The organism is Candidatus Flexicrinis affinis (assembly GCA_016716525.1).
Classification (GTDB): Bacteria; Chloroflexota; Anaerolineae; order Aggregatilineales; family Phototrophicaceae; genus Flexicrinis; species Flexicrinis affinis.
Genome location: JADJWE010000002.1, coordinates 80,673 through 105,400 on the forward strand (window position 1 = coordinate 80,673; position 24,728 = coordinate 105,400).

The following is a 24,728-nucleotide window of genomic DNA, read 5'->3' on the forward strand; positions in this document are numbered from 1 at the left end:
GGTCTATGGGCAGCCCGCGCGCCGCAAACGGATGATGGACGACGTGAACGTGTTGTTGTTCTCGTTCTCTTCTGCGATCTGACCATTCACGTCCACGATGGCAACGAAGCGATAGTCTTCGCCGCCGAATTGCGACAGCGTCAGCGGGGCCACCACCACGAAATTCTGCCCGGGCGACAACGGCGGGAACGGCCCTTGCGTTGAGCCGGTCACCTGACCCGTTGCTACATGCACCGCGTTGACCTGCAAGATACCGCCGGAAGTTGGCGTCGCCGAGCCGATGTTGGTGACGTTGACCTGAACTTGGAACGTCTCCGCGCAGCGGGGCTCGGACGGCACGGTGCCGAGTCCATTGGCGATAATGTCACCAGCAGCAGGGCGTGGGGTCGGGGTCGGCGTGGCCGGAACCGGCGGCGGATCGATACGCGGGATGTTGGCGAGGTTGCCGGCAACGGTCACAATGGTTGGCGATATGAACCCGCGCCGTCCGTTATCGAGTTCGATGTAGTACCAGCCCGAGCCGGACGTGCTGATGCCTAGGATCGCGGCTTGGAAGCCGACCGGCAGCGAGCCGACCACCGGATAGGCTGTCGAATCACCTGAGCGCACGTTGGCGTCGACGTTGGCCGTTACAATCGGATCGTTGCTGATCGAGGTCGGCGTCGCGGCCAGCGTCGGACGCGTAATCACGATGCCGCCTTGCGTCGGGGTCAATCCGGGCCGAATGATGATCGGTCCGCCACCGCTGGAGGTCGGTTCGGCAGGGGGTTGACCCTCATCGATCACCACGAACGGCGGCGGGAAGTTCTCAACGCGCAGCGGCGCCACGATGAAATGCGTCGGCCCTTGCCGGCTAACGTTCGCCGTCAAGCGAAGCTGATACAAGCCGTCCTCAAGCACGGTCGTGTCCCACGTGGCCAGCACGTCTTCAATGACGATGCCGGTCGTCGGCAGGCTGGCCGGAAGGAACGGGTCGTCCTCGGTTGCGGGCAACAGCGTTTCAGGATCAAGCTGGCGGAACTCAAGGAAATAGTTGGCGAGATTAGGCAGATTGACCGTGCCACGCACCTCGAACTGCCCACGCACCACATACACCGGCGGAGGGAACGAGATAACGACGTTCGGGTTGACGAGTGGATCGGCTTGGGCGAACGCAGGCCCCGTTACGCTGAGCAGGATCGCGCTCAGCAGCACAGTCAGCAATGCGAAAACCCGGGCCTTAGGGCGTTGAGTCATGATGGGTCTCCTTACGTCAGATCGCGGTGGGTCTTCTGCCGTAAGGATACCACGAATTCGGGGTGTGCTTGCGCGCCGCGCGTCGTGCTGACAGCCTACGATGACTATTCGGATCGAAGCGCCTGCTCGGTGAGCAGAAGCAGAATATACGTGAGCACCGGCGGCACAATCATCGGCAGCAGACCGTCGATCAGCAGACGCGGGATCGGATCGGAGGGGACGAGGCGAAGCATGTTGATGAGGAGGAAGTAGAAGCCCAGCCCCGCCAGCGTAGTAGCCGCAGCGGCCCCCTTACCACGGGTCACGGCTCCCACAAAGACGCCAAGCGCTGACGTCATCAACATTTCGGCCGGCAAGCGAACGAGCGATGTGGCGAACGCGACGATGGTGACGAACTGCGCACTGACTCCGTATTCCTGCGGCGGGTACATGTTCGCGTAGAGCAAGAACAAGGTCGGCACCTGCGAGATACTGGAAATTGCCATCAGCAGTCCGAAAGGTTCGGACTGCTTCCACAACGCACCGGCCATCTTCGACAACAGGATGCGACGTGTTGGAATCGGCGTCGTCAGCAGCAGCGGGAGCGTGTGATTCTCGACTTCGGCGACCATCTGTCGCGAGGCGTCCGCAGCGAGGTCGTACAGGATCCGGCCGTAATACACCAACGCGCCGGGCAGCACCGTAAGCGAGGCCAGCACCAACGGCAGCAGCACGGTGAACAGGAACGGAATCGGGATCGTCAGCAGAATGACGCCGGACTCGATCAGGTACCAGCGTAATACCGCCTCGAACTGCGGCGGCATGATTCGCCAGTACAAGCCGAGATGGCGTTTGACAATGGGATTCTGCCGGCGCGCCCAAGTGGGCAACCCGCCGTCGATCTGATACAGATCGTTGACGAACGCACGCACCATGGCGTCGCGGTTCAAATTGGTTGCAGCCACGGATTCTCGCGAGTCTTGATTGCTCAACGCCGTTACTCTACCGCTTTACACAGCGTGCAGGCATCATCCTAACCGAATCCCAAATTCATGTTCGGTCAGCCGCCCGTCGCCACAGGCAGGCGCATGATATCGCCGTCGAACAGGCAGTACTGCGCTGCCAGCCATCCCGTCCGCTGGTCGAATTCGGTCATCACCCACAGCGCATCCGCCGTCCGAGCGACGGCGACGAGAATCGTATCGCGCGGAATGCGGTCGATTTCGGGAAAGTGCGCGCCGGGGCCTGAACGGAAGCGCATGTTATAGCGCAGCGCGACTTCGAGCGTCACGTGATTCGGGATGGCTCCTAACGTGCCGTCGATGTACGCCGAATCCCAGTATACGCCGTTTGGATCGGCCTGAGCGACCTGTGTCGCATACAGAAACAGCGTGGCGAACTCGCCGGTTGCGACGGCGCTCACCGCGCGGGCCGTCCACTTGTTGAGGGCGGTCGCCCACGGCGACCAGATCACGCTGGACACATACGGGTTGTTTCCGCCGCTCACGTCGATGCCTACACGGGCGACCGCGCCCTCGACGCCCTCGATGAAGACCTGCGCACCGGCGGCCAACGGCGTTCCCGGCCGCACCGCGACCCGTTGGTACAGCCACGCCGTGAACGTCCCATCCTCGCAGTACATGTGGTACGAGCGCTGCCCGCTCACCCGGCGCCCGCCTGCCGCGCCTACCGGCACCTTGTTGATCCAACGCATCGGCGACATGCTGGTCAGCACCCCACCCTCCCACTCGCGTGGGACGCGCATGACCGTGAAGCCGTCGGCGCTCGTCACCGCCGGCACGAACAGCGTGTCTTCGAACTCGGCATTACGTAACAGATTCATGGGCTGAGAACCGCGTATGCGTGAATAAACTCATGTCGTGCTCGGTCTTGCCGTCGATCGACCAGTCTGCCAGCAGCTTGCCAATGAGTGTCGTAAACTTGAAGCCGTGACCGCTGCACGGGCTGGCAAACAACACGTTCTCGTGGACCGGGTGCCGGTCGATCACGAAATGGTGGTCGGGCGTCATGCTGTACAGACAGATGTGAGTCTCGCGCGCTGGTGCGTCGGCCAAATCCGGCAGCACATCGCGCAAGAACGGGCGCAGTTTGTCGGCCGCATCGGCATCCGGCACGCGCACGACATCATCCGCGCTTGCGACGGTCTCGCCCCCGTGAAACGCCAGCTTGACACCTGCGCCATCGTAGTCGGGAATGCTGTAGGGCACGTGCTCGTACGACTCGTATAGGTGCGAAATGAAGATCGGGTACCGGCCCGGGCGGTAATCGGCCGGGTTCGGCGCTTGGAAGAACACGTACTGAACGCGCTCGACTCGCAGCGGGAGGTCGACGCCCAGCGGCGCGAGCAGTGGGGCCGTCCACGCGCCTGCCGTCACGATCAGTCGCTCGGCGGCGTGGGTTCCGTGCGGCGTGACGACCTCGACTCCCCCAGCGCGAAGGTCGATCCGGGATACTGGCGCGTTGTCGGTGACGACCGCGCCATGCCGTGCAGCCAGACGCACATGTGACTTGACGCATGCCGAAGCGTTCAGGAGGCCGTAATCGCGCTGATAGAGGACGGTCATGTCGTCATCGAAACGAAACTGCGGGTATCGCCGCATGCCTTCGGCAGGCGTCAAGTGCTCGACTTCGATCCCGAACTGCTCGACGGCGCTCAACGTCGCTTCCAGCGTTGGCGCACCGCGCCGGCCAAAGTCAAGGCCGCCAACCTCGTGGAGCAGGCGTTCGCCTGCCTCGTCTTGCAGTGCGTACCACAGCGGATACGCGGCTTTCGCCATCTCGACGTACGTCGGATGGTCGTACATATAGCGGATGATGCGGCTGTTGCCGAAGCTGCTGCCGTAGGGGTGATCAATCGTGAACTGCTCTAGCAGCAGCACACGCTGGCCGCGCCGGGCAAGGTAGTATGCCGCCGCGCTGCCGGCGCCGCCTGCGCCAAGCACGATTACGTCGTATGTCATGCGTGCCGACCCGTGGTAAACGCTGTGCAAAGTCTAGCGCGGCGCGGGCAAACTGACCAACACTCGCCGCGCCGCTAGTCGGCGTTGGGGTCGGCGATCAGGATGTCGCGCGCTCCGATGCGGTTGTTAGCGACAGCGACGCCTTCGTGAATCAAGCCGGCCCAACACTGCTGCGGGTTCGTCGTCCGTACGATGTCGGTCAACCGAACGGCGCCCCACACCACGCTGCGTTGGCCGGGTTCGAGGTAGTAGTAGACGTTGTCGGTCGCTTCGTCTTCGACGCGCGTCAGCTGGTCGAACGCGCCGACTGCCCAACGGTACGGGTAGCTTTCCTCGCTCGTCTCGCATTGGATACCGACACGCCACACGCCGTCCTGTTCGATGCCACCCAGCGCTGCCGCCACCTGCGACTGCTGATAGACAGTACCCGGCTCAGGCCCGTCGGTGCGGATCGCGCTGCTGCCGTAGTTCTCGACGTACAGCAGGAAGACGAGCATGTCACCGACCGGCACGACCACCTGCCCGAGTCGATTCGCGGTCGGGTCGTCCGGCGCTGGGATACGCTCGCCGAAACCCGCATTGTCGGAGAAGTACGCGTCGTCATACGGCTGTGCAAGGAACACGACGTCGGCTCCTGATGCCTGACCCAGGATGCCTGCGCGTGGCTTGCCGCCATCGGCAATCGACAGATTACCGCGAACAGACACGCGCTGGCCGACTGCGTCCTGCGCCTCGATAACAACGACATACTCGCCGTCGGGCGGCGGATCGGCGCCAATGTCGACGCCGCCTTCATAGTCGAACTGCTGCCAGCCCGCATCGCCCGGCTCAATCTCGGTCTGGCGCGGGGACAGATACGCCTCGGCACCGTCCGGCCCGATCAGGTAGCCGGTGACCTCGGCAGGCTTGTGCAGATACGCGTTGATTGCCACGCGATCCGCGACGCCGTCTTGGTTCGGAGTGAAAACCGTCGGTGAAATCGTAAACCCGGTGAGGCGGGGGAGGTCGCTTTCTGCACCCTGCACCGAAAGCGTCCCGGTCTGTTCGGCCCGCTCGCCGGATTCCGGATCGACCACGGCGAAGGTCCACGTATAGTCGCCGTCTGGCACGACTCGCCGCTCGACATCGCCCTCGACGTCTTCGTCCGGCAGCACATAACCCGCGACCACGCCGCTGAACGCCAGCGCATACTCGCCAGCCGCCGCGGGCCGGTCGTCACGAATGACGTAGCGTGTCCCGTCGTCGTCCAGCGTCAACGTCACGCGCGCCGCCCGCGACAGCGCGAAGCGGAAGTTCGTCACGTCCCCTTCGCCATCGGCGTTGGGTGTCAGAATGGCGTCGTCAAATGCAGCCGAGAGCAGCAGCGGCTGTGGAGGCGCGATCAACATGACGGCGGCAAACAGGAGCGCCGCGCCAATGACAATCGCCGCCGCGACGACAGCGGTCGGTGACAGACGCATTAGCCGCCGTCCGTGGGTTCCGGCGTCGGTTGCGCGGTCGGTTCGTCGGTAGGCGCAGCTGTCGGTTCCGCTGTCGGCTCAGACGTCGGTGCGTCCGTAGGCGCTGTCGTCGGCGCGGCTGTTGCCTCGGCCGAGGCCTCGCTTGTGGGTTCAGCCGTCGGTTCGGCGACGGCGTCACTCGTCGGTTCGGGTGTCGCACCGCTGCGCAGCGCAATCGCCGCGTCGATGGCCGCGTTGATCGCGTCGATGTCGAGCGATTCGACCAGAATGTCGTTCACGGCAACCGCTGGCGGCACGAGCGTCGTTGCGCGCCCGCCGGCATCCTCTTGGGCCGCGTTCAAGATTGCGGTCTCAGGGTTCGATCGGCGACACTCGTCGAACAGGGTCATGTCAAGTCCGAGGTTCTCCGCGCCTGTGACCAAGCGGTTGTCCAGGAAGGCCTGGCTTTCGTAGGCATCGGACCACGCATACAGCGCATCGGCGTATTCGAAGAACTTGCCCTGCCGCGCCGCGCAGATCGCGGACCGCAGCGCGCCGTTGAGGTTGGCAATCGCCGACCCGTAGCGCAAGGGGACGAACGACAGCGAAATTTCGCCAGCGCGCGCGCGATCGAGCAGTGCCGGCAGCGTATCGTTGTGGAAGGTCTGGCATTCCTCGCAGCCGAACGTGCTAAACAGCGACACGCGTACGCCCTCGATGCTGCCCACGCGCGGATAGCCCTTCTCGGTATTGAGCTGGTCGAGGTCGGCAAAGTTAGCGGCCGTTTCCGGGATCGGCGCGTCGGCCGGCGTCCGCGTAAGGACCAAGACCGCGCCGGCCAGCACCACGACCGCAGCGGCGATGATCGCGATGATCCGAATGCGCTGATTGCGCGCCTGCTTCTCGCGTTCACGCTGACGCAGTTCAGTTCTGGTACGTGCGGACGCGCTGGCGCTCGCGGAGGTCTTCTTCTTTTGGCTGGACATGCAGACTCCTAGGCCCCGTCGATTACGCTCGACGCCGGGTCGATCTCCGCTCGCATGCGGGCAACCAGCGCCGAGTCTTCCATCAAGTTTCCAAGCACGCCGTTGACAAACCGCGGCGACGAATCCGATCCGAACGCCTTGGCGAGACTGACGGCCTCGTCAATCGCCACGCCCATCGGCACAAGCTGCGCGATGACGAACTCGAAGATGGCGAGGCGCAGGATGTTGCGGTCGACCACCGCCAGATGCTTGACCGGAAACTCCGGCGCAAACGGCTGGATCGCGGCGTCGATGCGGACGCGATGCTTGAAGACACCGGTGACCAGGACACGCATCAGGCGCACGACATCGGCCGGCAGCGGCGAGTCGTATGCGGAAATCAGGTGATCGATCACGTCACCGGTGGGATGACCGGTGCTGTCGATCTCGTACATAGCCTGCAAGGCAAGCTGACGGGCCAGACTATTGTCGTGGGTCGTCCACTGATGGGGGACTTCTTCGACGCTGACTTCGTCTCCGGGTTCAAGATCGCCGAGGTCAGGCTGCGGCAGCGGCATCGCGGATACTTTCCAGTTGGTCTCAACTACGCGTCATTCAGCGCGCAAGTCTACATGAAGCCCGTGCCCTTGCCTATATGCCGTTAGCCTACTGCTGGCGTTGGAAGAACATCGGTTCCGAGTAGCGCGACCCGGCAGACGCCACCTCGCCGTCCGGCCACGCTTGCGTCACCATCGTCAGCCATGCCTGACCCGTGAGGGTATCCGGGAAAGCCGAATGTGGCAGGATAAGCCGCAGAGTCACCGACTGGTCGTCGGAGTCGACGGGTCGGACCCCTTGAACCGTGAGCTGGTCGCCTGCACCTCGATAGATGGCAGCGGCCGCCGGCGATACCAGCGGAATCTGCGGCGAGCGATATACCCACAGGGCTGCACGCACCAGCCTTCCGCGACAGCCCACCGCGCGCACCGGGATATCGGCTACCAGCACGCGCTGGCCCTCCATCACAATCGAGCCGACAAACTTCGGCTTCTCGGATGTAACGGCGCACACTTCGGCCGGCGATGCAATCGGCGCCGAGGCCGCCAGCACGGGTATCTGCGGATCGAACACTGGATTGGAAGCCGCTTCGGCCTGCGCCGCAGGCTGCCTGAACGACAGCACGAGGAACACTGTCATCGCCAGCGCGACCCCAAACACCAGTACCGTGTGATGGCGTGCCCACTCGAACACGGCGTACAGCCGCGGCCGGACGGCCATCGGCCGGCGTGCGCCAGCCCAAGCCGGAGCGTGCGCGGGCCGTGCGGCGTTGATCATCTCGCGAAGGCGGCCAAGGCGCGGTTCTGCCGGGCGGGCGGGCTGCGGCTGGGCACGGGGCGCCGCGGCAGGTTCGGCGGCGCGAAAGCGGTGCACGCCGGCGACGTTCTGCCCCATCGGCGGCGGCGGGCGACGCTCGCGGTTCAAGCGTGCCTGCCGGAACTCCTCCGTTTCATGCGCGCGGCTGTTACGCGGGATCGGATCGGCCATGGGTCGGACTCGGCAGCGTGGACAGCGTGATCGGCTTGGCAGGTTCCCCGCCCAGCACCGGTTCGAGGTCGCCGCGGGCAAGCCGCCCGGTGGGCATGCACGTCGCACAATCGCTCCGCCGATCGTCCATGTGCAGCGACCGCATCGACTGATCGTGCAAGTAGTAGTAGGTCAACCGCTGCGGCTTGCGATATGCGGTAAACAGGTTCAAGAACTCGCCGACCGCCAGCGACGCCAGCGTTTGATTGAGGAACACGACGGCCGGCGCAGCGATGTCCTCGGTCGGGATGTACCCGCGCGACTGGTGCAGCTTGCGTTGATCGTCGGCCAGCAAGTCCTGCCCCGCCGCGATCGGGTCGATCGCGCGCACGCAGTCGAGACAAAAACCGCCCGGCATGACGACCCGGTATTGGCCGCCGGATTCGGTGATCGTCCCGCTGTCGTCCGCATTGATCCCGACGCCGAGGTCGATATACGGCAGCATGTACTGCACCGAGAACGTGTTCAGGAGCAGACGGCTCCCGTGCGTATCGACACAGCCAAACATCACGTCGACCGATTTGAGCGCAGCGGCCGAATCAGGGGTCGGGAAAGTCGACGCGAAGGTGCGCACGCGAGCGCGCGAGTCGATCGAGCGAATCATGTCGGCGACGATGTCCACCTTCGCACGCTTGCGGGCGGCATCACGCGGGGTGCCGCCAATGAACCGATTGAGGTTGTGGGTCTCCAGCGAATCGGCGTCGATCAGCACGAAATCGCGCACGCCGAGGAGCGCAAGCTGTTGAGCAACGGCGCTGCCCATCCCGCCAAGGCCCACGATGCCGACGCGCGCCCCGGCGATCAGCGCCTGTCCTTCGTCCCCGAAGGCTTGAGTCTGCCGGATCATGCGGGCCAAATACGGGTCGCGCCGGCGGTCGCGCGCGCCGCGCTGCTCGCCGATGGCGAACCGCTTGAACGGATGTCCGAGAATCGTCACGCCGCCGATCTGGCGCATCGACTTGTCGCTGCGCTCGTAGATCATGCCGTCTGCGCTGTCGGTGCCGAACACAAGCATGACGTGATGAAAGTTGGCGGGCGTGCGCTGCGCGAACCAGTCGAATCGCGGCTTGGCCTCGGCCGTGTCTATGCCGCTAAACCCCACCCGCTCACGCGCGAACGGGTGCGAGTGGATTTCAATCAGGCTGAAGGGCGAATCGAGCGTATACGACACCAGATTGCGCGCAGTCTCCGCGCTCACCTGCAGGTAGCCGCCGTTCTGGATGTCGAAGTCGGTGCGCTCTAATGGAAGGATGTGATGCACCAGCAGCTTGAGCCGGTCGGGACCTTTTGCGGGCGAGGCAAACGCGTACGCGGCTTGCTCGTCGTCGTTGGGCTGAAAGAGGTGCGCGTGCAGCCACTCGTACTGCTCGCCCGTGAACACGACTTCGACGTGATGCGCTGCCTTCACGGGTTCTTGCCGCCTTCCTTGCCGAGGATGGCAAGGCACAGGTGCAGATACGTCATCAGGTTGTCGCCGCGCCCGGGGTTGCTGGTGGTGCGCCATGCCGCCGAATTCAGGTGCGGGTTGGCATGGGCGCAGTACCACTGCCAGCCCTGCTTGACGAGGTCTTGTTGAAGCTGCGGGAAGTACTTGTCGCGCCAGCCCAGCAGATAGTGATTCTTGATGCGCAGGTTCTGATCGCAGTAGAAGCCATCGGGCGGCACTTGCGGGTAGTACGGCGGGACGAGGAGCAGCACGTCCACTAAGCCGTTGCCGTTGCGGGTCAATGGAGCGGGTACAGGCAGGTTGCGCACGCATACCCACGTCCCCTCGGCCGTGTCATACGTGACCCGGTCGGGTTCGGTGCCGTACTCGGGCGCGATGATCTGAAACACCTCGTCACGCACACGGCGCATTAAGGCGGACATTGCGCCGGTTCAGCCGTAGATGAATGACGGCAGGTCTTCAAACTTGTCGAATTCGCGCACGTCGACCCGCTGCCCGCGATCGACGATGGTGCGTTCACCGCGCGCGTTGACGGCCACCAGCGTACGAGCGGGATCTTTGCCCGCTGCTTCGAGGATCTCCTGACCGGTTTTCTGGTCTTCGGTCGTTTCGATGAACTGGTCACCTACCCAGTAACCGTTCTGACGTGCCATTCCCGCTCGCCTCCACTCACTTACCAGACGGCGCCGGGGACCGGCATCCCGTCATGATGTAGATTGTACTGTGCTGTGGCGCTCAGGACAACGCGCCGGACGGCGTTTTGGCCCAGTTGTTGATGAATTGTAAGAACTTCGCAGAGAATTGCGCCAACGTTAATCGACTCAGAGAGGATTGGCAGAGCCTTGCGGATTGGTGTGTATATTGTAATCTCAGGCGCCTCCGCACCGCATATAATCATGTTACAGGTCTTATCGAGGGCAGTAAGGCTCCGTCAATGACGACGTGGATGATTGTTGAAGACGACCCCAACCTCTACGAGCTCATGTGTGAGGCGTTCGAGCGGTGGGAAATTGAAACGCTGTTGTTCGTTGAGGTCGAAGAAGCGCTAGAGTGGATCGATCTCGTCGATCAGGGCCATAACGTCGGCGAACTGCCCGAACTGGCGATGCTAGACTTGCTGTTTCACCGCGTCAAGCTCGGCCATCTCGTAGGTCAGCGCCTGCGTGCCAGCCCCGTGCTTAACCGACTGCCGATCGTGGTCATGTCGGCGCACCGCGAAACCCCGACCGAGCGCGAGATGTACCGTCGTACGTTCCAGCCAGACGACTACATCCGCAAGCCGCTTCCGCGTTGGAGCGAGCTGAAGCGCCGCCTCGACTCGATCGTCAGCAAGCGCAAGCGGCAGAATTCTCTGGCACGGGTTCCACGCGTTCCGAAGGCCTAAATGAAAAGCGTCTCCGGCGGTCGGGCGATCACCCGTCAGGCCTACCAGTTCAGTGTTTTTGGCTTCGGGGGCGTCGCCTTCGGGGTCTTTTTAATTGTCCTCGGCGCTTTCCTATCGCGCGTTCCGCTGGCCGCGCCCGGCTCTGCGGATGCGGCAACCCTGCAGACCATCGTGAGTATTGCGCAGGCTGTGGGCGTCGTAGCCGTAATACTCGGTATCGCGGCGATCGCGCGCGGTCTGACGTTCAAGCGCAAAAGCCCGCTGACAGAGCGTGTCGCGGCGGTACTGTCCGGCGCGTTGGGCGACGAGTACGTGCTCTTTCGCGGCTTGAATACGGTGCGGCTCGGCTACATCGATGCCGTGCTGATCGGCCCGCCCGGCGTACTGGTGTTCCGCATCGTTGAAGGCGGTGGAACGCTTCTTGTCGAAGGCGACCGCTGGCTTCGGCCCGGCCGTATCGGCGATTGGGTGCCGGCAGGGATCAACGCGACGCACGAATGCATTGTCGACATGCGGGCCGTCCGCAATCATCTCGCGCGAAAGAACGTCCCAACCGAGTACATCTTCGGCGTCGCGGTCATCGTCGGCGACGCGCGGATCACCGAGAAGGCGAGCGTGCTGCCGTCGGTCACCGTGGAACAGCTCGTGTCACGCCTGAAAGCCGGCTATATGGCGAAGCAGCGCATCGACCCACCGACGGCCAGCGCCATCATCGCGCAGTTGAACCCCGGCTAGCCGCATGGAATTGTGGCGAAGCGAGCCGGGCGGTGGCAAGACTCACGCCGTAATCGAACTTGTGCAGCAGGTGGCGTCACAGCATCCACTTCAGCGGATCTGGGTCGTGCTGCCGACCAGTCGCCAGCGCGCCGCGTTCCGCGACAGGCTGCTGCACACACTCCAGTCGCGTCCTGCCCCGACCTTCAACGTCGAGCTGTTCAATTTCTACAGCCTGACTCGCCGCGTCCTTAACCTGATCGGCGAACCCGTCCGCAGCTTGACGCCTGCCGCTCGCCAACATCTGCTGCGCCAGCTTGCTGCCCATACGCCGCTCGACACGCTTACCGAAGGCTCGACACAACCGGGATTTGCGGTCGCCATAGGCAAGCTGATCGGCGAGCTGAAGTCCGATCGGGTCATACCCGAGACATTCGACGCCGCCGCGCGTACGCACGGCACCGGCAAAGACTCCGACATCGCCCGTTTGTACGCGGCATATCAAGAGACGCTGCGGCGTAACGCGCTGGTCGACACGGAAGGCGAAGCATGGCTGGCGCTTGCCCGCCTGCGCGAGGTCGACTGGAATCCGCATCTCGAGCTGTTCGTCGCGGACGGGTTCGACAACTTCACGCCTGTGCAGGCCGATCTGCTGCGCGCAATCGCGGCCCGCGCGGGGCGCTCGGTTGTGACCCTTTCACACGTGGCGGGGCGCGAGGACGGCATCGGCCGGCGTTTCGAAGCGGCAGCCATGGCGATCGAACCCGTCGAAGTTCGCCCGCTGGCCTCCAGCGCTCCGCGTATCGAGCTGATACGGCACATCGTCCAACACGGATTCGCCCTTGACGGGCAGCCGCATCGAACCACACCCGACGCAGCACGATCTGTGCTGCTGATCGAGGCGCATTCTGTCTCGTCAGAGGCGCGCGCCGTCATGCGGCACGTCAAGCGCCTGCTTGTCGAACATCGCGCGCCGCCGGACGATGTGTTGATCGCCCTGCGCGACTGGGACCGTTATGCCGAACCGTTGGCCGCGGCGGCCTCCGAGTATGGCGTGCCCATCGCGCTGCAGTCCGGCACGGCCCTCGTTCGCCATCCCTTGCTCGCGCTCATCCGCACGGTGCTGACGCTCCCGCAGCAGGAGTTCAGGTTCAACACCGTCATCGATGTCCTGCGCTCGCCATACGTCGCGCTGGCAGGGCTGGAGCCGCAGTTGATCTCAAAGCTCGAAGCCGTCGGCCGGGCGCTGACCGTCGTCCGCGGGCGCAACGCATGGTTCGATGCGCTCGACGCGGCGGTGGACTTGACCGGCAAAGACGGCGAACCCCTGCTCACCAGCGACGAACGCGACCTGCTTTCCGACGCGTTGCTCACGCTGTTCGGCGCCGTAACGCCAGATCCTGCGCCAACGACGGTCTGGAATCAGGTGCGTCGATTCGAGGATCTCCTCGGGCCCGACCCGACCTTGTTGGATCGTGAACCGGAATCTGGCAACAGCCTCGGCATTACCGCGATGGCGCGTGAAGGCTCCACCAGCGAACGCGATACGGACGCGCTGCGTGCCGTGAAAGGCATCCTCCGCGAGATGCTCTTGACCGAGGATCTGCTCGACGCGGTCGACATACCGGGCGGCTCGATGGTCACGTGGGATGAGTTCGTCCGCGACCTGCTCGCCGCCGCGGAGGTGACGACCATCGAGGTCGACCGCGATCGCAGCGGGCGGGTGCTGATCGCAACGACCTCCGAGTGTCGCGGCACGCCGCACAACCACGTGGTCATCATGGGCTTGTCCGAGGGGATCTTCCCGGCGCCGGTCGCCAGCGATCCGATTTACCTCGACAGCGAACGCACTGCGCTAACGTACGACGGCAGCCCGCTGCTTCGGCCCGTCGCCGACCGCGCCGACGACGACAGCGTGTTCTTCGAATTATTGGCGCTCGCCAAGTCCACTCTCACGCTATCACGGCCGACGGCCCGGACCAACGGATCGTGGCCGGCATCGGTGCTATGGAACGGGATTCACGAAATCTTGCCCGAGCAGATCCCTGACGCCTGCCGCATCACCGTGCGATCAGGCGAGTCGGCTCATCCGCAAGACGCGGCATCTCCCCACGAACTAATCGAGTCGCTCTACGTCCGGTTCGGGGACTCCGCCGCCGAAACGCTGCGCCGCGTGTCGGCCGTGGAAACCGCGCATGTCCGGCGTGCAAGCGGCGCAGAACTTGCGCGGCGCGAGTTCGCGCGCGCCAGAACCGCCGACCCGACCAATCCCTACGCCGATCACATCGGTGATCTACGGCTGTTTGCCGCAAGCAAGCCGCTCTCACTGCAGTGGGACACGCATTGGTGGTCGGCATCGCAGCTCGAGTCGTTGTGCACGAGCGCCTATCGCGTATTCGCGGCCAAGCAGCTCGGGTTCAGGGAACTCGAAGACCCGGAAGAGGGCGTCGACGCGACCGTGGAAGGAACGCTGATACACCAGATTCTGCGCGAGGTGTACAGCGAGTTCAATGGGCCGCCGTCGCCGATCGTGCCCGAAGGGCTCGATGGAGCGCTGCGCCTACTTGACGCCGCGGCGGATACGGCGTTCGCCGAGGTTACGCGGCTTGGCGTGCTGCCGGGGGCAGCGTGGTCGCAGCAGCAGATCGTGATCCGCGCTTATCTGCGCCAATTCGTCACCACCGACTTCAACGGCGACGGGCCGATTGCCCAGCAAGCCGCGGGCGCTTTACGCTGGACGGCGGCGACCGAATTCAGCCTGCAGAAGGACGACAGCGCAGTCCTCGTGACGTTCGAAGGCGACGACGGCCCGGTCGATATCCACTTGATCGGCATGATCGACCGGATCGACTGTATCCAGCGGCCGGACCGCCTCGATCTCGTGATCGTCGACTACAAGCGCAGCCAGAACAAAATTCCGCGTACTAGAATTGAGAATGGACAAGTGTCGCAGGTGCACGTCTATGCCGCGGCGCTGCGGGCCATTCTGGAAGACTCGGCCCGACCGGAGCGTTCAAGGTTCGGGCGCGCGGCGCGCGGGTTCCCTCTCGATGTCGCCGACGCCATGTACGTATCCGTCCGAAGTGGCGCGCGCCTCGACACGACCAAGGATGTTGACCCGACCGTCGCCTACCGCGCGATCGCCAATGCGGTCGCGAGCGTGCGCAGCGGTGTGTTCATTCCTGAGCCGCCGATGCTCGCTAGCGGCAAATGCGATGAGTACTGTGTATTCGCCATTCTGTGCCGGCTGTGCGAGATGTACGCCCAGTCTACGTAAACGGGGTGCGACCCTGCAGCGCGCGCAGCAAGGTCACGGAGTCGACGTACTGCAAGTCGCTGCCGGTGGGCAACCCGCGCGCGAGCCGCGTCAGTTTGACGCCGGTGTCCTTCAACTCGCGCGCGATGTACAACGCTGTCGCGTCCCCTTCTTGACCGGGATTGGTGGCGACGATCACCTCAAGCACGCGACCGTCCGCCACCCGCTGCGTCAGTTCGCGGATGCGCAGGTCGTCCGGCCCGATGCCGTTAACCGGCGAGATCGCACCTCCGAGCACGTGGTAACGCCCCTGAAACGTCCCCGCCGACTCGAGCGCCAGCAGATCGAGCGGCTCTTCGACCACCGCGATCACCGAAGCGTCGCGTCGAGAGTCGCTGCAAATCGCGCACGGGTCGTCCACGGTGATGTTTCCGCAAACACTGCAAAAACGCGTCAGCGCCTTGAGATCACGCAGCGCGTCGCTGAGTGTTTCGCTGAGTTCGTCAGGCGCGCGCAGCAGGTAGAAGGTAAGGCGCGACGCGGTCTTGCTGCCGATGCTTGGCAGGCGCGAAAACGCGTCGATCAATCGCGCGACGGGCTCGGGAATCGCCTGTGACGACATACGTTAGCCGAGCAGGCCGCCCAACCCCGGAATGCTGCCCAAACCGCCGGTGATCGACTCCATCTTTTCGGCCGCCATCGACTGGCTCTGTTCGATGCCTTGATTGACAGCCAATACGAGCAGGTCTTGCAGGTCATTTACCCATTCCGGATCGCTGGTGTCGACGACGTCCGGGTTGATCGTGATCGACTGGACGCGCTGATGGCCGGTGACGACCAGCGTGATCGCGCCGCCGCCCACCGAGACTTCGACCGTCTCGTTGGCGAGTGCTTCCTGCGCGGCGAGCATATCCGCCTGCATCTTCTGAATCTGGCGCATCATGTTGCCACCCGCGCCACCACCACCGCCGAAACCACCCATGCCACCCATACCGCGGCCTCCCTTGCCTTTCGACATTTGACCTGCTCCTCGCCTGATTGTTACGGGGATTCATCCCGTGCAATTTTACCACATGCACGCGTTCTTTTTCGCGGCACATGCCGAACTCCCCTATACTGAGTTGCAGCGCCACACTGGTCGCTCAACAAGGACACTTGCATGTCTCAACCCATCCAATTCCTACTATTAGCTGCATGCTTGTTCCTCCTATACCGCATCGTCCATCACGTGCGAATTGCCCTGATCTTGCGCCGCGGTGACATCCTGCGCGGACGTCGCGTCCTCGATGCCAGCCCGGTCGCAGAAACGCTCAACGACATCGATGCGCTGCTGAAAGGGCTCGGCTTTGCACCAATCCACGCCATCGAGCAGCGCTATGCGCTGCAGCGGCAGGCCACGACGATCTTCACGTACCGGCACGATATGGGTATCTACGCCAGCCTCGCGCCAGTCGCGGCGGAACCGCCGTTTACGATCACGTTCATCAGCGTCTTCGCCGACGACTCGATGGTGGCGACCACCTATCCGCACGGCACACAAGCCGCCAAGCCCGACCTCGATCTAAAGTTTGCCAGTTACGATCCGACCGCCGCGTTCGACGATCACGCGATTCGCACACTGCGGTGGACCGAGTCGCACGGAGAGCCGGTTCTCAACGACGACGCTGTATCAAGCGAAGCCGACGACCGTCGGCTGATGGCGCGGCATGGTCGCAACCTGTTCGGCCACGTCATCCGTAAGAATGACGGTGCCGCGTTGAGCCTGCTGGGCCTTCTGGCAATCGTCGGGGCGATCCTCTGGTCCAGCTTGTCGACCGCCGCGCAAACAGCGGAGATTTCACCAAACGTCATGGTCGCTAGCTTCGGCCTGTTCTCAGACACGATCGTGTTCATGGCGGCCATCTTCATCGGGATCGCGTTGATCGTTGCGGCAAACATCCGCTCCGAGCCAGCTCGCAGACCCAAGCCGCTGGACATCGACCTCAAACCGCCGGAGGACAAGCGGCACCCCCTCGCCCGCCCGCCTCGCACGCGCTAGTACTGGCCCCACGTTACACGACGCCGATAATCCGCTAGAATGGACCGCGCGCGCTTTCGCGCCGCAGCGAGGGTATTGTCACGCTATGATCATGCAGCCACCACCGGGTGAACGCCCGCCCACCTTGCCGCGCTGGGTCCGTTGGATCTCCAGCGTCATCATGTGGCTGTTCGGCTGGAAGTACGGTGGCGGCCTGCCCAATGTCCCGAAAATGGTGATCATCGGCGTTCCGCATACGACCAACTGGGACGGCTTCTGGTATCTGGTCATCACAGGCTACATGCGCCTGCGCACCAACGTCATCATGAAGGCCGAGATCGCCCGCACGCCGATTGTCGGGTGGGTCTTCAAGGTGTTCGGCGGAATCCCGGTTGACCGCTCCACCAGCAACAACCTCGTCACCCAGATGGCGGCCGAGATCGCCAAGCGCGAGACGATTGCGGTCGTCATTGCCCCGGAAGGCACGCGCAAGCGAACCGAGTACTGGCACGTGGGTTTCTATTGGATCGCCCATCGTGCCCACGTCCCGATCGTCCTTGCAGCGATCGACTACACCAAGAAGACGCTGTCGTTCATCGCTACCATTGAAACCACCGGCGACATCGAGGCCGACTTTCGGGTGATTGCCTCTCTGTACGAGGGCAACCTAAACGGTAAACGACCTGAAAACATTGGACCGATCCGGCCGAAACCGAGCGCCGTGCGCAAGGAGGCCGAATGAGTCGCGTTTACCGGTTTTGCATCGTACTGGCAGTGATCCTAGCCGCCGGCGCGCTGGCGAGCTGCGGCACGCCAGCGAGTCAGGATGGCCCGCTGCCGACGACGATCGTCGACCTGAACGCGGCCGCCACTGCGATGGTCATGACGCAGAACGCTCCGCCCGGTCCGTTTAGCGAGTCGATCGCGTTCGGCTCGCTGGAAGACGGCCTGAGCGAGCTCGACGGTTGGACGTACACCGCCGTCGCCGAGTTCGAAGGCACGTTCTCCGGCACGTCGCGCCCTGCCAATGCCACAACGACAGCCAAGGTGGCCCATCACCTGCTCACGACGGCGCGCCGGGTCGAGATCACGGCCGAGGGGGCGCTGCTGACCGAAGGCGACCCGGTCTCGACCGAAGCCGTGCGGATCGGACGCGACGTGTACCTCACAGTAGAAGGCCAGTGCAGCGTCGTCACCGGGACGGACGCGGCCGTGGTCGCTGACGCTGGCGTGACTCAGTTGATCGGCGGCCTCGCGCGCGCCGTGCCCGTCGGCCAGACCGGCGTGATTAACGGCGAATCGGTCTATCGCTACGAGTTCGACGCCGACGCACTGGAGTTGGCTGCGGTAACCGGCGACGCGGCGGATGTGTCCATTGTGGGCGCAGAGCTGTGGTTCAGCGCCGAGCACAACGCCGTGATCCGACTGTATCTGGTGCTCGATGTCGAGAACGCGGTGCTGTTCGGCTCAAGCGCCACAGTGAGTGGACGGCTCGTGATTCGGTATGATCTGACGGATGTGGGTGTTGACCCGAACATCACGACACCGTTCGGGTGCTAGGAAAAGAAAAACCCCTGCCTGAAGCAGAGGTTTGTGGTCGGGGCGACGGGATTCGAACCCATGACCTCGTCGACCCGAACGACGCGCGCTACCAACTGCGCTACGCCCCGACGTACATTCTGAGTCTAGTGGACTTCAGAGGCATTGGCAAGAGGGAAATATGGCCGAGAACGCGAACCCCAACCGAGATCAACCCACATCGCAAGAGGCCGACCAAGCTCCAATACCGCCGTCCGGTGATGCTGCGAACAAGGACGACCTGCCTGCGGATAGTCCGACAACGGCCAGCCACCCTCAAGGTACGGAAAGCGGTGAGATTGACAGCGATTGGCTCGACACGCCGAACTCCGAGCCACTTCCTGACGATGACATGGGGCAGCGACTGGGGTCCGGGCCGGAGACTGCGGCCCGGGCGCCTGTGCCTTCCGCCGCTGCCACTCCCCCGGTCATCGAGCCGGAACCGGAACCGATTGCGGACACGCCTGTCGTTCCACCGGCGCACCCGGTCGAGCCGACCGCGTCGGCCCTGCAGGAACCCGCCAGCGTAGAGGCGCCTGAACCTGACAAGCCCCGCCGCAGGTTCCCGTTCAACTTGTTCGGACGCGCCCGGACGGACTCTCCGCCAGCTGCCCCCACCGGAGAACAGTCGCCGCCCACCGTGACCGACCGCGCGCGTAAGCTGACTCACGCAGTGCTGCACCCTGCTGGCGCGCTGCTGGTTCGTTTCGGCGTGCATCCGGATCAGGTCACAATCGCCGGTACAGTGCTCGTTTTCGTCGCGTCCGTGCTGATTGCGCTCTCGCACCTGCAGGTCGGCGCGCTGCTGCTGCTGGTCGCGCTTCCATTCGATGCACTCGACGGCGCCGTGGCACGCGCGATGGGCCGCACCGACCGGTTTGGCGCGCTGCTCGATTCTGCGTCAGACCGCTATGCCGACGCTGCAATTTTCGCCGGATTGGGGTATCATTTCGCCGTTCTAGACCGGTTGGAACTGCTGCTGTTGGCCTTCGCCGCGCTGATGGGTACATATGCCGTCAGCTACGTGAGGGCGCGTGCTGAAGGTCTCGGGGTCGACGTCAAGATCGGGCTGTTCACGCGGCTCGAACGACTCGCCATGATTTTGATCATGCTGTTCGTTCCCGATCTTCTGCCGATCGGCCTCATCATCCTTGCGATCGGCACGAACTTTACCAGCGTCCAGCGGTTGTTGTATGTATACCGCGTACTCAAACAAAGAGAGGGTTAGCCGATGGAGTTCGGCCCACAAGCCATCCAGATTGGCAGCATTCAAATCCGCTATTACGGCTTGATCATCGTCGCGGCAATTCTTATCGCGGCAATGGTGGCGGCCCGGTTAGCCAAACGCAGCGGCAAAGATCCCGACCACGTGTGGGGCGCAATGTTCGGTGCCGTGATCCTCGGCATCATCGGCGCGCGTCTGTGGTATATCCTGTTCCCGCCGGTTTCGGCCGTCGCGGCCGGGCGTGATACCGCGTGGTACTTCGCCAACTTCTTCGACACGCAGAACGGCGCGATCGCGATTTGGAGCGGCGGCCTGCACATCTTCGGCGCGTTCGTCGGCGGCTTCCTCGGCGCATACATCTACATCGTGCGCAACAAGCTCAAGCTGATGGAATGGCTAGACATCGGGGCGGTTGCGCTTCCGCTGGCGCAGTTCATCGGCCGCTGGGCCAACTTCATCAATCAGGAACTGTACGGTACACCGACCGGCGTCAATTGGTGGGGCCTCAAGATCGAATCGGCCTACCGCGTCGCGCCGTATACCAGCACGATCAACTTCCCGGTTGACGAGACGCTGTTCCACCCGCTCTTCCTGTACGAAGGGCTGTGGATGCTGCTGACGTTCTTCGTGCTGCTGCGCCTGTGGCAGACCCAACGCAACAATCTCAAGGCCGGTACGTTGTTCCTGCTGTACGTGGCGTCCTACTCGTTCATCCGCTATTTGCTCGAGTTCCTGCGCATCGAGCTGAACTTGCTGCGCATTTACGACGGCGACGGCAACGTAACGACGCGCATCAACGTCACGCAGGCGCTGTGTTTGGTTGCGTTTGTCGGCAGCGGGTTCTTCCTGCTGCCGCGCCTCGGCTCGATCCAGTGGGGCAAGATCTTCCGGCGTGGGCAGGGTCAGACGACAAGCTCGGCCGCGGCCGAACACTAACTGACCCACTGCCAGCGCTGTGCAACCCCATCCGCCCGGCTGAACGTCTTGACGGCGTCGCGGCCGGGCGGATTCCGTCTTCTGCCCACATGCGCCGCGGGGACAAGGCATGAACCTGAAGCTCACCATACTGGCAACCAGCATGCTTGGCGCGTCCACGTCGTCGGCGCTGGCTCCGGTAGCCCCCGTATTCGCCGAAGCGTTCGCCAGCGAGCCGAACATCGCGCTGTGGTCGCGCATGATCGTCACGATGCCGGCGATCGCAGTCGCACTGGCCGCGCCGTTAATGGGCGTGGTGACCGACCGGTTCGGACGCAAGCCGGTATTGGTCGCGTCGCTGCTGTTGTACCTCGTCGCGGGCACCTCCGGGCTATGGGCGCCGGACCTTGTCACGGTGATCGTTGGCCGCTTCGTATTGGGCATTGCGGTTGCGGGAATATTCACGGCGATCACCGCCGTCATCGGCGATCGATACCTCGGCATGGAACGCTCGCGCATGATCGGCTTGCAGTCCGGCGCGATTGGGACGGCGTCGGTGACGTTCACGATCCTCGGCGGGATCCTCGCCGATCAATCGTGGCGCGCCCCGTTCTGGGTGTACCTCGGCGTGCTGCTCGTCCTCCCGATGGCGCTCACACTTGCGCCCGACCCGCCGACCGACTCCGTCAGCCCGAACTCCCCGACTGACGAACCGGTCATTGGCCCGCGCATGCGCCGGCTGCTGCTGGCGGTGTACGCCGGCATCTTCGCTATTCAAATCGGCTTCATCTCCGCCGCGCTGCAGCTTCCGTTTCAGATCCGCGAGCTGACGGGCGGCACCACTATAGCCGGCCTCGCCATCGCGTCGATGGGCATTGCGTTTTCGGTGACGTCGATCGTCGTACAGCGCATCTCGTGGCCGTTGGCCCCTGTCGGCCGGATCGCCGTGGGGTTCGTCGGCGTCGGTGTCGGCACGTCGCTGCTATCGCAGCTCAGTCCGCTGCCGTTGGGGATCGGGCTCGTGATCGCCGGCATCGGCTACGGCATCATCCAACCGACTCTCGTCGTCGCGCTCAATCAAGGCGTACCGAACACCTTGCGCGGTCGCGCATCGGGTGGCTTCACGACGGCGCTATTCCTCGGGCAGTTTGTCGCGCCGTTCATTGCTCAACCGCTCGGCGACCTGATCGGAATCTCACCGTCGTTCATCGTTCTGGGCGTTGGCTTCATCGTCCTCGCCGGGATACTTGGCGCCATACACCGCAGCCAGCAGCGCCGCATACCTGCGGCAAGATCTGCGTAGCGGCGCACACCTGCACCCCATCCTTTAATCCTTTGCAGCCCAACCTGATGCGATAATGGCTTTGGTGTTCGCTTTGGAGTGTGCCTCTTGATCGAAGTCCGCGGCCTCACGAAGGTGTTCGATGGGTTCGTCGCCGTTGACGACGTCTCGCTGGCGGTCGGCACCGGTCAGGTGCTTGCCCTGCTTGGCCCAAACGGGGCAGGCAAGACGACCACCGTCCGCATGATGACCAGCATCCTCGCGCCGACTCGCGGCACGGCGACCATCGCCGGTTTCGATGTCGTCACACAGGCCGAGCAGGTGCGCGCGCACGTCGGCGTACTCACCGAGCAGCACGGACTCTATGAGCGCATGAAGGCGGTCGAGTATCTGCGCTTCTTCGGGCAGGTGTACCACATGGACGCCGGCCTCGCCCGCAAGCGCGCGCTCGCGCTCATGGACCGCTTCGGGTTGTCCGACGCGCTGGACAAGCGCCTTGGCGAATACTCGAAAGGTATGAAGCAGAAGCTTGCGCTCGTACGCGCGCTGCTCCATGACCCACCCGTACTGCTGCTCGACGAGCCGACCAGCGCGATGGACCCGCTGTCGGCCAAGCAGGTCCGCGACGCCATCATCGACTTGCAGCGCGATAAGCGCACGTTCCTCATCACTACGCACAATCTGACCGAAGCGCAGACTCTAGCCGACAGCATTGCGTTCATCCGTAAAGGTAAGCTGGTCGCCAACGGCACCTTCGACGCCTTGCGCCGGCAGTTTGTGGGCGAGCCGCGCATGGAGCTGCGCGTAGCCGGCCACCTCAACGGGGCGGTCGAAGCCGTTCGACAAATCGTCACCGTGCGCGAGACCGGCGAGCATTGGATGCGGTACACGACGCCCGATCCCGAACGCGACAACCCGAACGTGATCCGAACGCTGACCGGCCTCGGCGTCGATGTCGTCACGCTGGCGCCAGTGACCCAGACGCTCGAAGACGTCTACTTGCAGGTCGTCAAAGAAGATGAAGGGACTACGGCCGATGCAGGCGACGTTGAGTAACGCTCTGATCATCACGCGGCGCGAAGTGCGTGACAGCTTCCGCGATTGGCGCATCGTCGGGCCAATCGTCATCCTGACGTTTCTGTTCCCGGCGCTGGCGCAGTTCGTGGCCGCGCGCTTCAGCGCGTTCGTCGAGGGTTTCGGCGCGCCGGTCATCGGCGAGCGCACGATCCCCTTCCTGCTAATGATCGTCGGCTTCTTCCCGATTTCGATCTCGTTGGTGATCGCGCTGGAGACGTTCGTCGGGGAAAAGGAGCGCCGATCGCTCGAACCGCTGCTGAGCACACCGCTCAGCAACATCGAGCTGTACGTCGGCAAGACGCTCGCCGCGATGATCCCGCCGCTGCTGGCGAGCTATGGCGGCATGGGCGTCTACCTTATCGGCCTGCTGTTCGGCGAACTGCAGTGGCGGCCGCCCGCGCTGCAAGTTGTCCAGATTATGCTGCTGACCGGCGTGCAAGCCCTCGTGATGGTGACGGGCGCGGTGGTCGTCAGCAGTCAAGCGACTAGCACGCGCGCCGCAAACCTGCTTGCGAGCTTCATCATCGTGCCGATGGCGTTTGTGATCCAAGGCGAAAGCGTCATCATGTTCCTCGCCGAAGATGCGCAATCGCCAAACGGAATCGGCGCGCTGTGGGTCATCATCGTCGGCATGATCGTCGTTGCGCTGCTGCTGCTGCGGGTCGGCGCGGCGATATTCAACCGCGAGGAGCTGCTGGGCCGTGCGATCGACACGGTCAACTTGCGCGGGCTGCTTGGCCGGATTTGGGGCCACATCCTCGCCGTGGACGACAGCGGCGACCGCGCCCGCAACCTGATCGAATGGTACCGCCGCGCAATCCCGTACAGCCTCGCCAAATTGCGTGGGGCGGCGTTGGTATCGGTGCTGGTGTTCGTCGCGTTCTTCGTATTCGGCTTCCTCGCCGGCTTCAACCCCGATCTCAGGCTGCCGCTGGAACCGGGGACGATTGGCCGGGGCGTCGACGTCGGCGCACAGGTCTCGGCCATTCCGTTCGAGTCGACCAATACGGTCTCGTTCCTGTTTCAGCAGAACGGGCGCGTACTGATCGCTTCGACGTTCCTGTCCGCGATCACGTTCGGCGTCGTGGCGCTGGCACTGAATCCGGTTACGTTCGCCGTGCTAGGCTTCTTGACCTGTCAGTTGATCCTCACCGGCAACGATCCCGGCATCATCCTCGCGACAATCCTGCCCCACGGCTGGGTTGAGATTCCAATCATTCTGGTCGCGACCGCAGCGGCGGTCCGCCTCGGCGCGGTGGTGACGCGGCTTCCGCGCGGCAAGACGGTCGGTCAGGCATGGATCGAGGCGCTGGGTGATACAATCAAGCTGGCAGTCGGGGTGATTATCCCCGGTCTGGCGATCGCCGCGGTACTCGAGGCGGTCTTGACCTCAGCGGTCGTGAGCTGGTATCTCGGGGTCTAGCGCCGCTTCGTCAGGGCATAGCCGCCGACCAGCAGGGCCAGAACCGCCGGCGGCGCGCACATCGAGATGAACAGGCGGGGCGCGGCGTCTATCCCGGCCGAACCGAGGATCACATACAGTACGATGAACATCCCGATTGCGAGGACGGCCAACACGCCCCCGGCAACGACGGCATTCGTCATTTGTTTCTGGTTCACGTACGATCCTCAGTTGTCTGCACAATACG

General features: G+C 63.7%; 25 protein-coding genes and 1 tRNA gene. 11 read left to right on the forward strand and 15 right to left on the reverse strand.

Annotated features, from left to right (window positions below; translation table 11 throughout):
• Positions 1–3 precede the first annotated feature (3 nt).
• From IPM16_09530 to IPM16_09580, 11 genes are all read right to left on the reverse strand, one after another.
• Complete coding sequence (locus IPM16_09530; protein ID MBK9123343.1) at positions 4–1,236, reverse strand: SH3 domain-containing protein; 1,233 nt, start codon at positions 1,234–1,236, stop codon at positions 4–6.
• 104 nt (positions 1,237–1,340) lie between these two features.
• Positions 1,341–2,180: a hypothetical protein gene (locus IPM16_09535; protein MBK9123344.1), complete on the reverse strand. Its 840-nt coding sequence runs from the start codon at positions 2,178–2,180 to the stop codon at positions 1,341–1,343.
• Between the two features lie 95 nt (positions 2,181–2,275).
• The gene (locus tag IPM16_09540; GenBank protein MBK9123345.1) at positions 2,276–3,058 is read right to left on the reverse strand and encodes a hypothetical protein; all 783 of its coding nucleotides are present in this window, start codon (positions 3,056–3,058) and stop codon (positions 2,276–2,278) included.
• Positions 3,042–4,196: an N-methyl-L-tryptophan oxidase gene (gene solA, locus IPM16_09545; GenBank protein MBK9123346.1), complete on the reverse strand. Its 1,155-nt coding sequence runs from the start codon at positions 4,194–4,196 to the stop codon at positions 3,042–3,044. Before solA ends, IPM16_09540 begins: the two co-directional genes overlap by 17 nt.
• A 74-nt stretch (positions 4,197–4,270) precedes the next feature.
• On the reverse strand, positions 4,271–5,656 hold the full coding sequence (locus IPM16_09550) for a hypothetical protein (protein ID MBK9123347.1): 1,386 nt from the start codon (positions 5,654–5,656) through the stop codon (positions 4,271–4,273).
• Positions 5,656–6,621: a thioredoxin domain-containing protein gene (locus IPM16_09555; protein MBK9123348.1), complete on the reverse strand. Its 966-nt coding sequence runs from the start codon at positions 6,619–6,621 to the stop codon at positions 5,656–5,658. The genes IPM16_09550 and IPM16_09555 overlap by 1 nt, the downstream gene beginning before the upstream one ends.
• Before the next feature lie 8 nt (positions 6,622–6,629).
• Positions 6,630–7,178, reverse strand: coding sequence for a transcription antitermination factor NusB (gene nusB, locus IPM16_09560; protein ID MBK9123349.1), 549 nt, complete (start codon positions 7,176–7,178; stop codon positions 6,630–6,632).
• An 88-nt stretch (positions 7,179–7,266) separates the two neighbouring features.
• Positions 7,267–8,145: a hypothetical protein gene (locus tag IPM16_09565; protein ID MBK9123350.1), complete on the reverse strand. Its 879-nt coding sequence runs from the start codon at positions 8,143–8,145 to the stop codon at positions 7,267–7,269.
• Entirely contained in the window at positions 8,123–9,592 is a 1,470-nt protein-coding gene (locus tag IPM16_09570) for a ThiF family adenylyltransferase (GenBank protein MBK9123351.1), read from the reverse strand. Before IPM16_09570 ends, IPM16_09565 begins: the two co-directional genes overlap by 23 nt.
• Positions 9,589–10,053, reverse strand: a complete 465-nt coding sequence (locus IPM16_09575; GenBank protein MBK9123352.1) for a hypothetical protein — start codon at positions 10,051–10,053, stop codon at positions 9,589–9,591. The genes IPM16_09570 and IPM16_09575 overlap by 4 nt, the downstream gene beginning before the upstream one ends.
• A 9-nt stretch (positions 10,054–10,062) precedes the next feature.
• On the reverse strand, positions 10,063–10,284 hold the full coding sequence (locus tag IPM16_09580; protein ID MBK9123353.1) for a hypothetical protein: 222 nt from the start codon (positions 10,282–10,284) through the stop codon (positions 10,063–10,065).
• A 281-nt stretch (positions 10,285–10,565) separates the two neighbouring features.
• On the opposite strand from IPM16_09580, the gene IPM16_09585 reads away from it, so the two are divergent.
• Genes IPM16_09585 through IPM16_09595 form a run of 3 tightly spaced genes read left to right on the forward strand, consistent with a single transcriptional unit; the run spans position 10,566 to position 15,006 of the window.
• Positions 10,566–11,015 carry a response regulator gene (locus IPM16_09585; GenBank protein MBK9123354.1) on the forward strand — a complete coding sequence of 150 codons (450 nt, stop codon included), beginning with the start codon at positions 10,566–10,568 and terminating at the stop codon, positions 11,013–11,015.
• Positions 11,016–11,750 (forward strand): hypothetical protein, encoded by a 735-nt coding sequence (locus IPM16_09590; protein ID MBK9123355.1) that lies wholly within the window; start codon positions 11,016–11,018, stop codon positions 11,748–11,750.
• A gap of 4 nt (positions 11,751–11,754) precedes the next feature.
• Positions 11,755–15,006, forward strand: a complete 3,252-nt coding sequence (locus IPM16_09595) for an exodeoxyribonuclease V subunit gamma (GenBank protein ID MBK9123356.1) — start codon at positions 11,755–11,757, stop codon at positions 15,004–15,006.
• On the opposite strand, the gene recR is transcribed toward IPM16_09595, so the two are convergent.
• Positions 14,999–15,607 carry a recombination protein RecR gene (recR, locus tag IPM16_09600; GenBank protein ID MBK9123357.1) on the reverse strand — a complete coding sequence of 203 codons (609 nt, stop codon included), beginning with the start codon at positions 15,605–15,607 and terminating at the stop codon, positions 14,999–15,001. The two genes, IPM16_09595 and recR, sit on opposite strands and share 8 nt — an antisense overlap.
• A gap of 3 nt (positions 15,608–15,610) precedes the next feature.
• Positions 15,611–15,976 (reverse strand): YbaB/EbfC family nucleoid-associated protein, encoded by a 366-nt coding sequence (locus IPM16_09605; protein ID MBK9123358.1) that lies wholly within the window; start codon positions 15,974–15,976, stop codon positions 15,611–15,613.
• A 168-nt stretch (positions 15,977–16,144) separates the two neighbouring features.
• Here IPM16_09605 and IPM16_09610 point away from each other — a divergent pair, with 168 nt between their 5' ends.
• From IPM16_09610 to IPM16_09620, 3 genes are all read left to right on the forward strand, one after another.
• Positions 16,145–17,023, forward strand: a complete 879-nt coding sequence (locus IPM16_09610; GenBank protein ID MBK9123359.1) for a hypothetical protein — start codon at positions 16,145–16,147, stop codon at positions 17,021–17,023.
• An 85-nt stretch (positions 17,024–17,108) separates the two neighbouring features.
• Positions 17,109–17,744 (forward strand): 1-acyl-sn-glycerol-3-phosphate acyltransferase, encoded by a 636-nt coding sequence (locus IPM16_09615; protein ID MBK9123360.1) that lies wholly within the window; start codon positions 17,109–17,111, stop codon positions 17,742–17,744.
• The gene (locus tag IPM16_09620) at positions 17,741–18,562 is read left to right on the forward strand and encodes a hypothetical protein (protein ID MBK9123361.1); all 822 of its coding nucleotides are present in this window, start codon (positions 17,741–17,743) and stop codon (positions 18,560–18,562) included. The genes IPM16_09615 and IPM16_09620 overlap by 4 nt, the downstream gene beginning before the upstream one ends.
• Positions 18,563–18,596: 34 nt before the next feature.
• Here IPM16_09620 and IPM16_09625 read toward each other — a convergent pair.
• Positions 18,597–18,672 (reverse strand) — tRNA-Pro (locus IPM16_09625).
• 50 nt (positions 18,673–18,722) lie between these two features.
• Between IPM16_09625 and IPM16_09630 the strand changes: the two genes are divergently transcribed.
• The 5 genes from IPM16_09630 to IPM16_09650 all read left to right on the forward strand — a co-directional run bounded on the left by IPM16_09630 (position 18,723) and on the right by IPM16_09650 (position 24,502).
• Positions 18,723–19,808: a CDP-alcohol phosphatidyltransferase family protein gene (locus IPM16_09630; protein ID MBK9123362.1), complete on the forward strand. Its 1,086-nt coding sequence runs from the start codon at positions 18,723–18,725 to the stop codon at positions 19,806–19,808.
• Positions 19,809–19,811: 3 nt separating this feature from the next.
• Positions 19,812–20,741 carry a prolipoprotein diacylglyceryl transferase gene (gene lgt, locus IPM16_09635; protein MBK9123363.1) on the forward strand — a complete coding sequence of 310 codons (930 nt, stop codon included), beginning with the start codon at positions 19,812–19,814 and terminating at the stop codon, positions 20,739–20,741.
• A 109-nt stretch (positions 20,742–20,850) separates the two neighbouring features.
• Complete coding sequence (locus tag IPM16_09640) at positions 20,851–22,023, forward strand: MFS transporter (GenBank protein MBK9123364.1); 1,173 nt, start codon at positions 20,851–20,853, stop codon at positions 22,021–22,023.
• Positions 22,024–22,110: 87 nt separating this feature from the next.
• Entirely contained in the window at positions 22,111–23,058 is a 948-nt protein-coding gene (locus IPM16_09645; protein MBK9123365.1) for an ABC transporter ATP-binding protein, read from the forward strand.
• Positions 23,039–24,502 (forward strand): stage II sporulation protein M, encoded by a 1,464-nt coding sequence (locus IPM16_09650; GenBank protein ID MBK9123366.1) that lies wholly within the window; start codon positions 23,039–23,041, stop codon positions 24,500–24,502. The genes IPM16_09645 and IPM16_09650 overlap by 20 nt, the downstream gene beginning before the upstream one ends.
• On the opposite strand, the gene IPM16_09655 is transcribed toward IPM16_09650, so the two are convergent.
• A complete protein-coding gene (locus IPM16_09655) occupies positions 24,499–24,699 on the reverse strand; it encodes a hypothetical protein (protein ID MBK9123367.1) in 201 nt (66 codons plus the stop codon). The genes IPM16_09650 and IPM16_09655 overlap by 4 nt on opposite strands.
• Between the last annotated feature and the right edge of the window lie 29 nt (positions 24,700–24,728).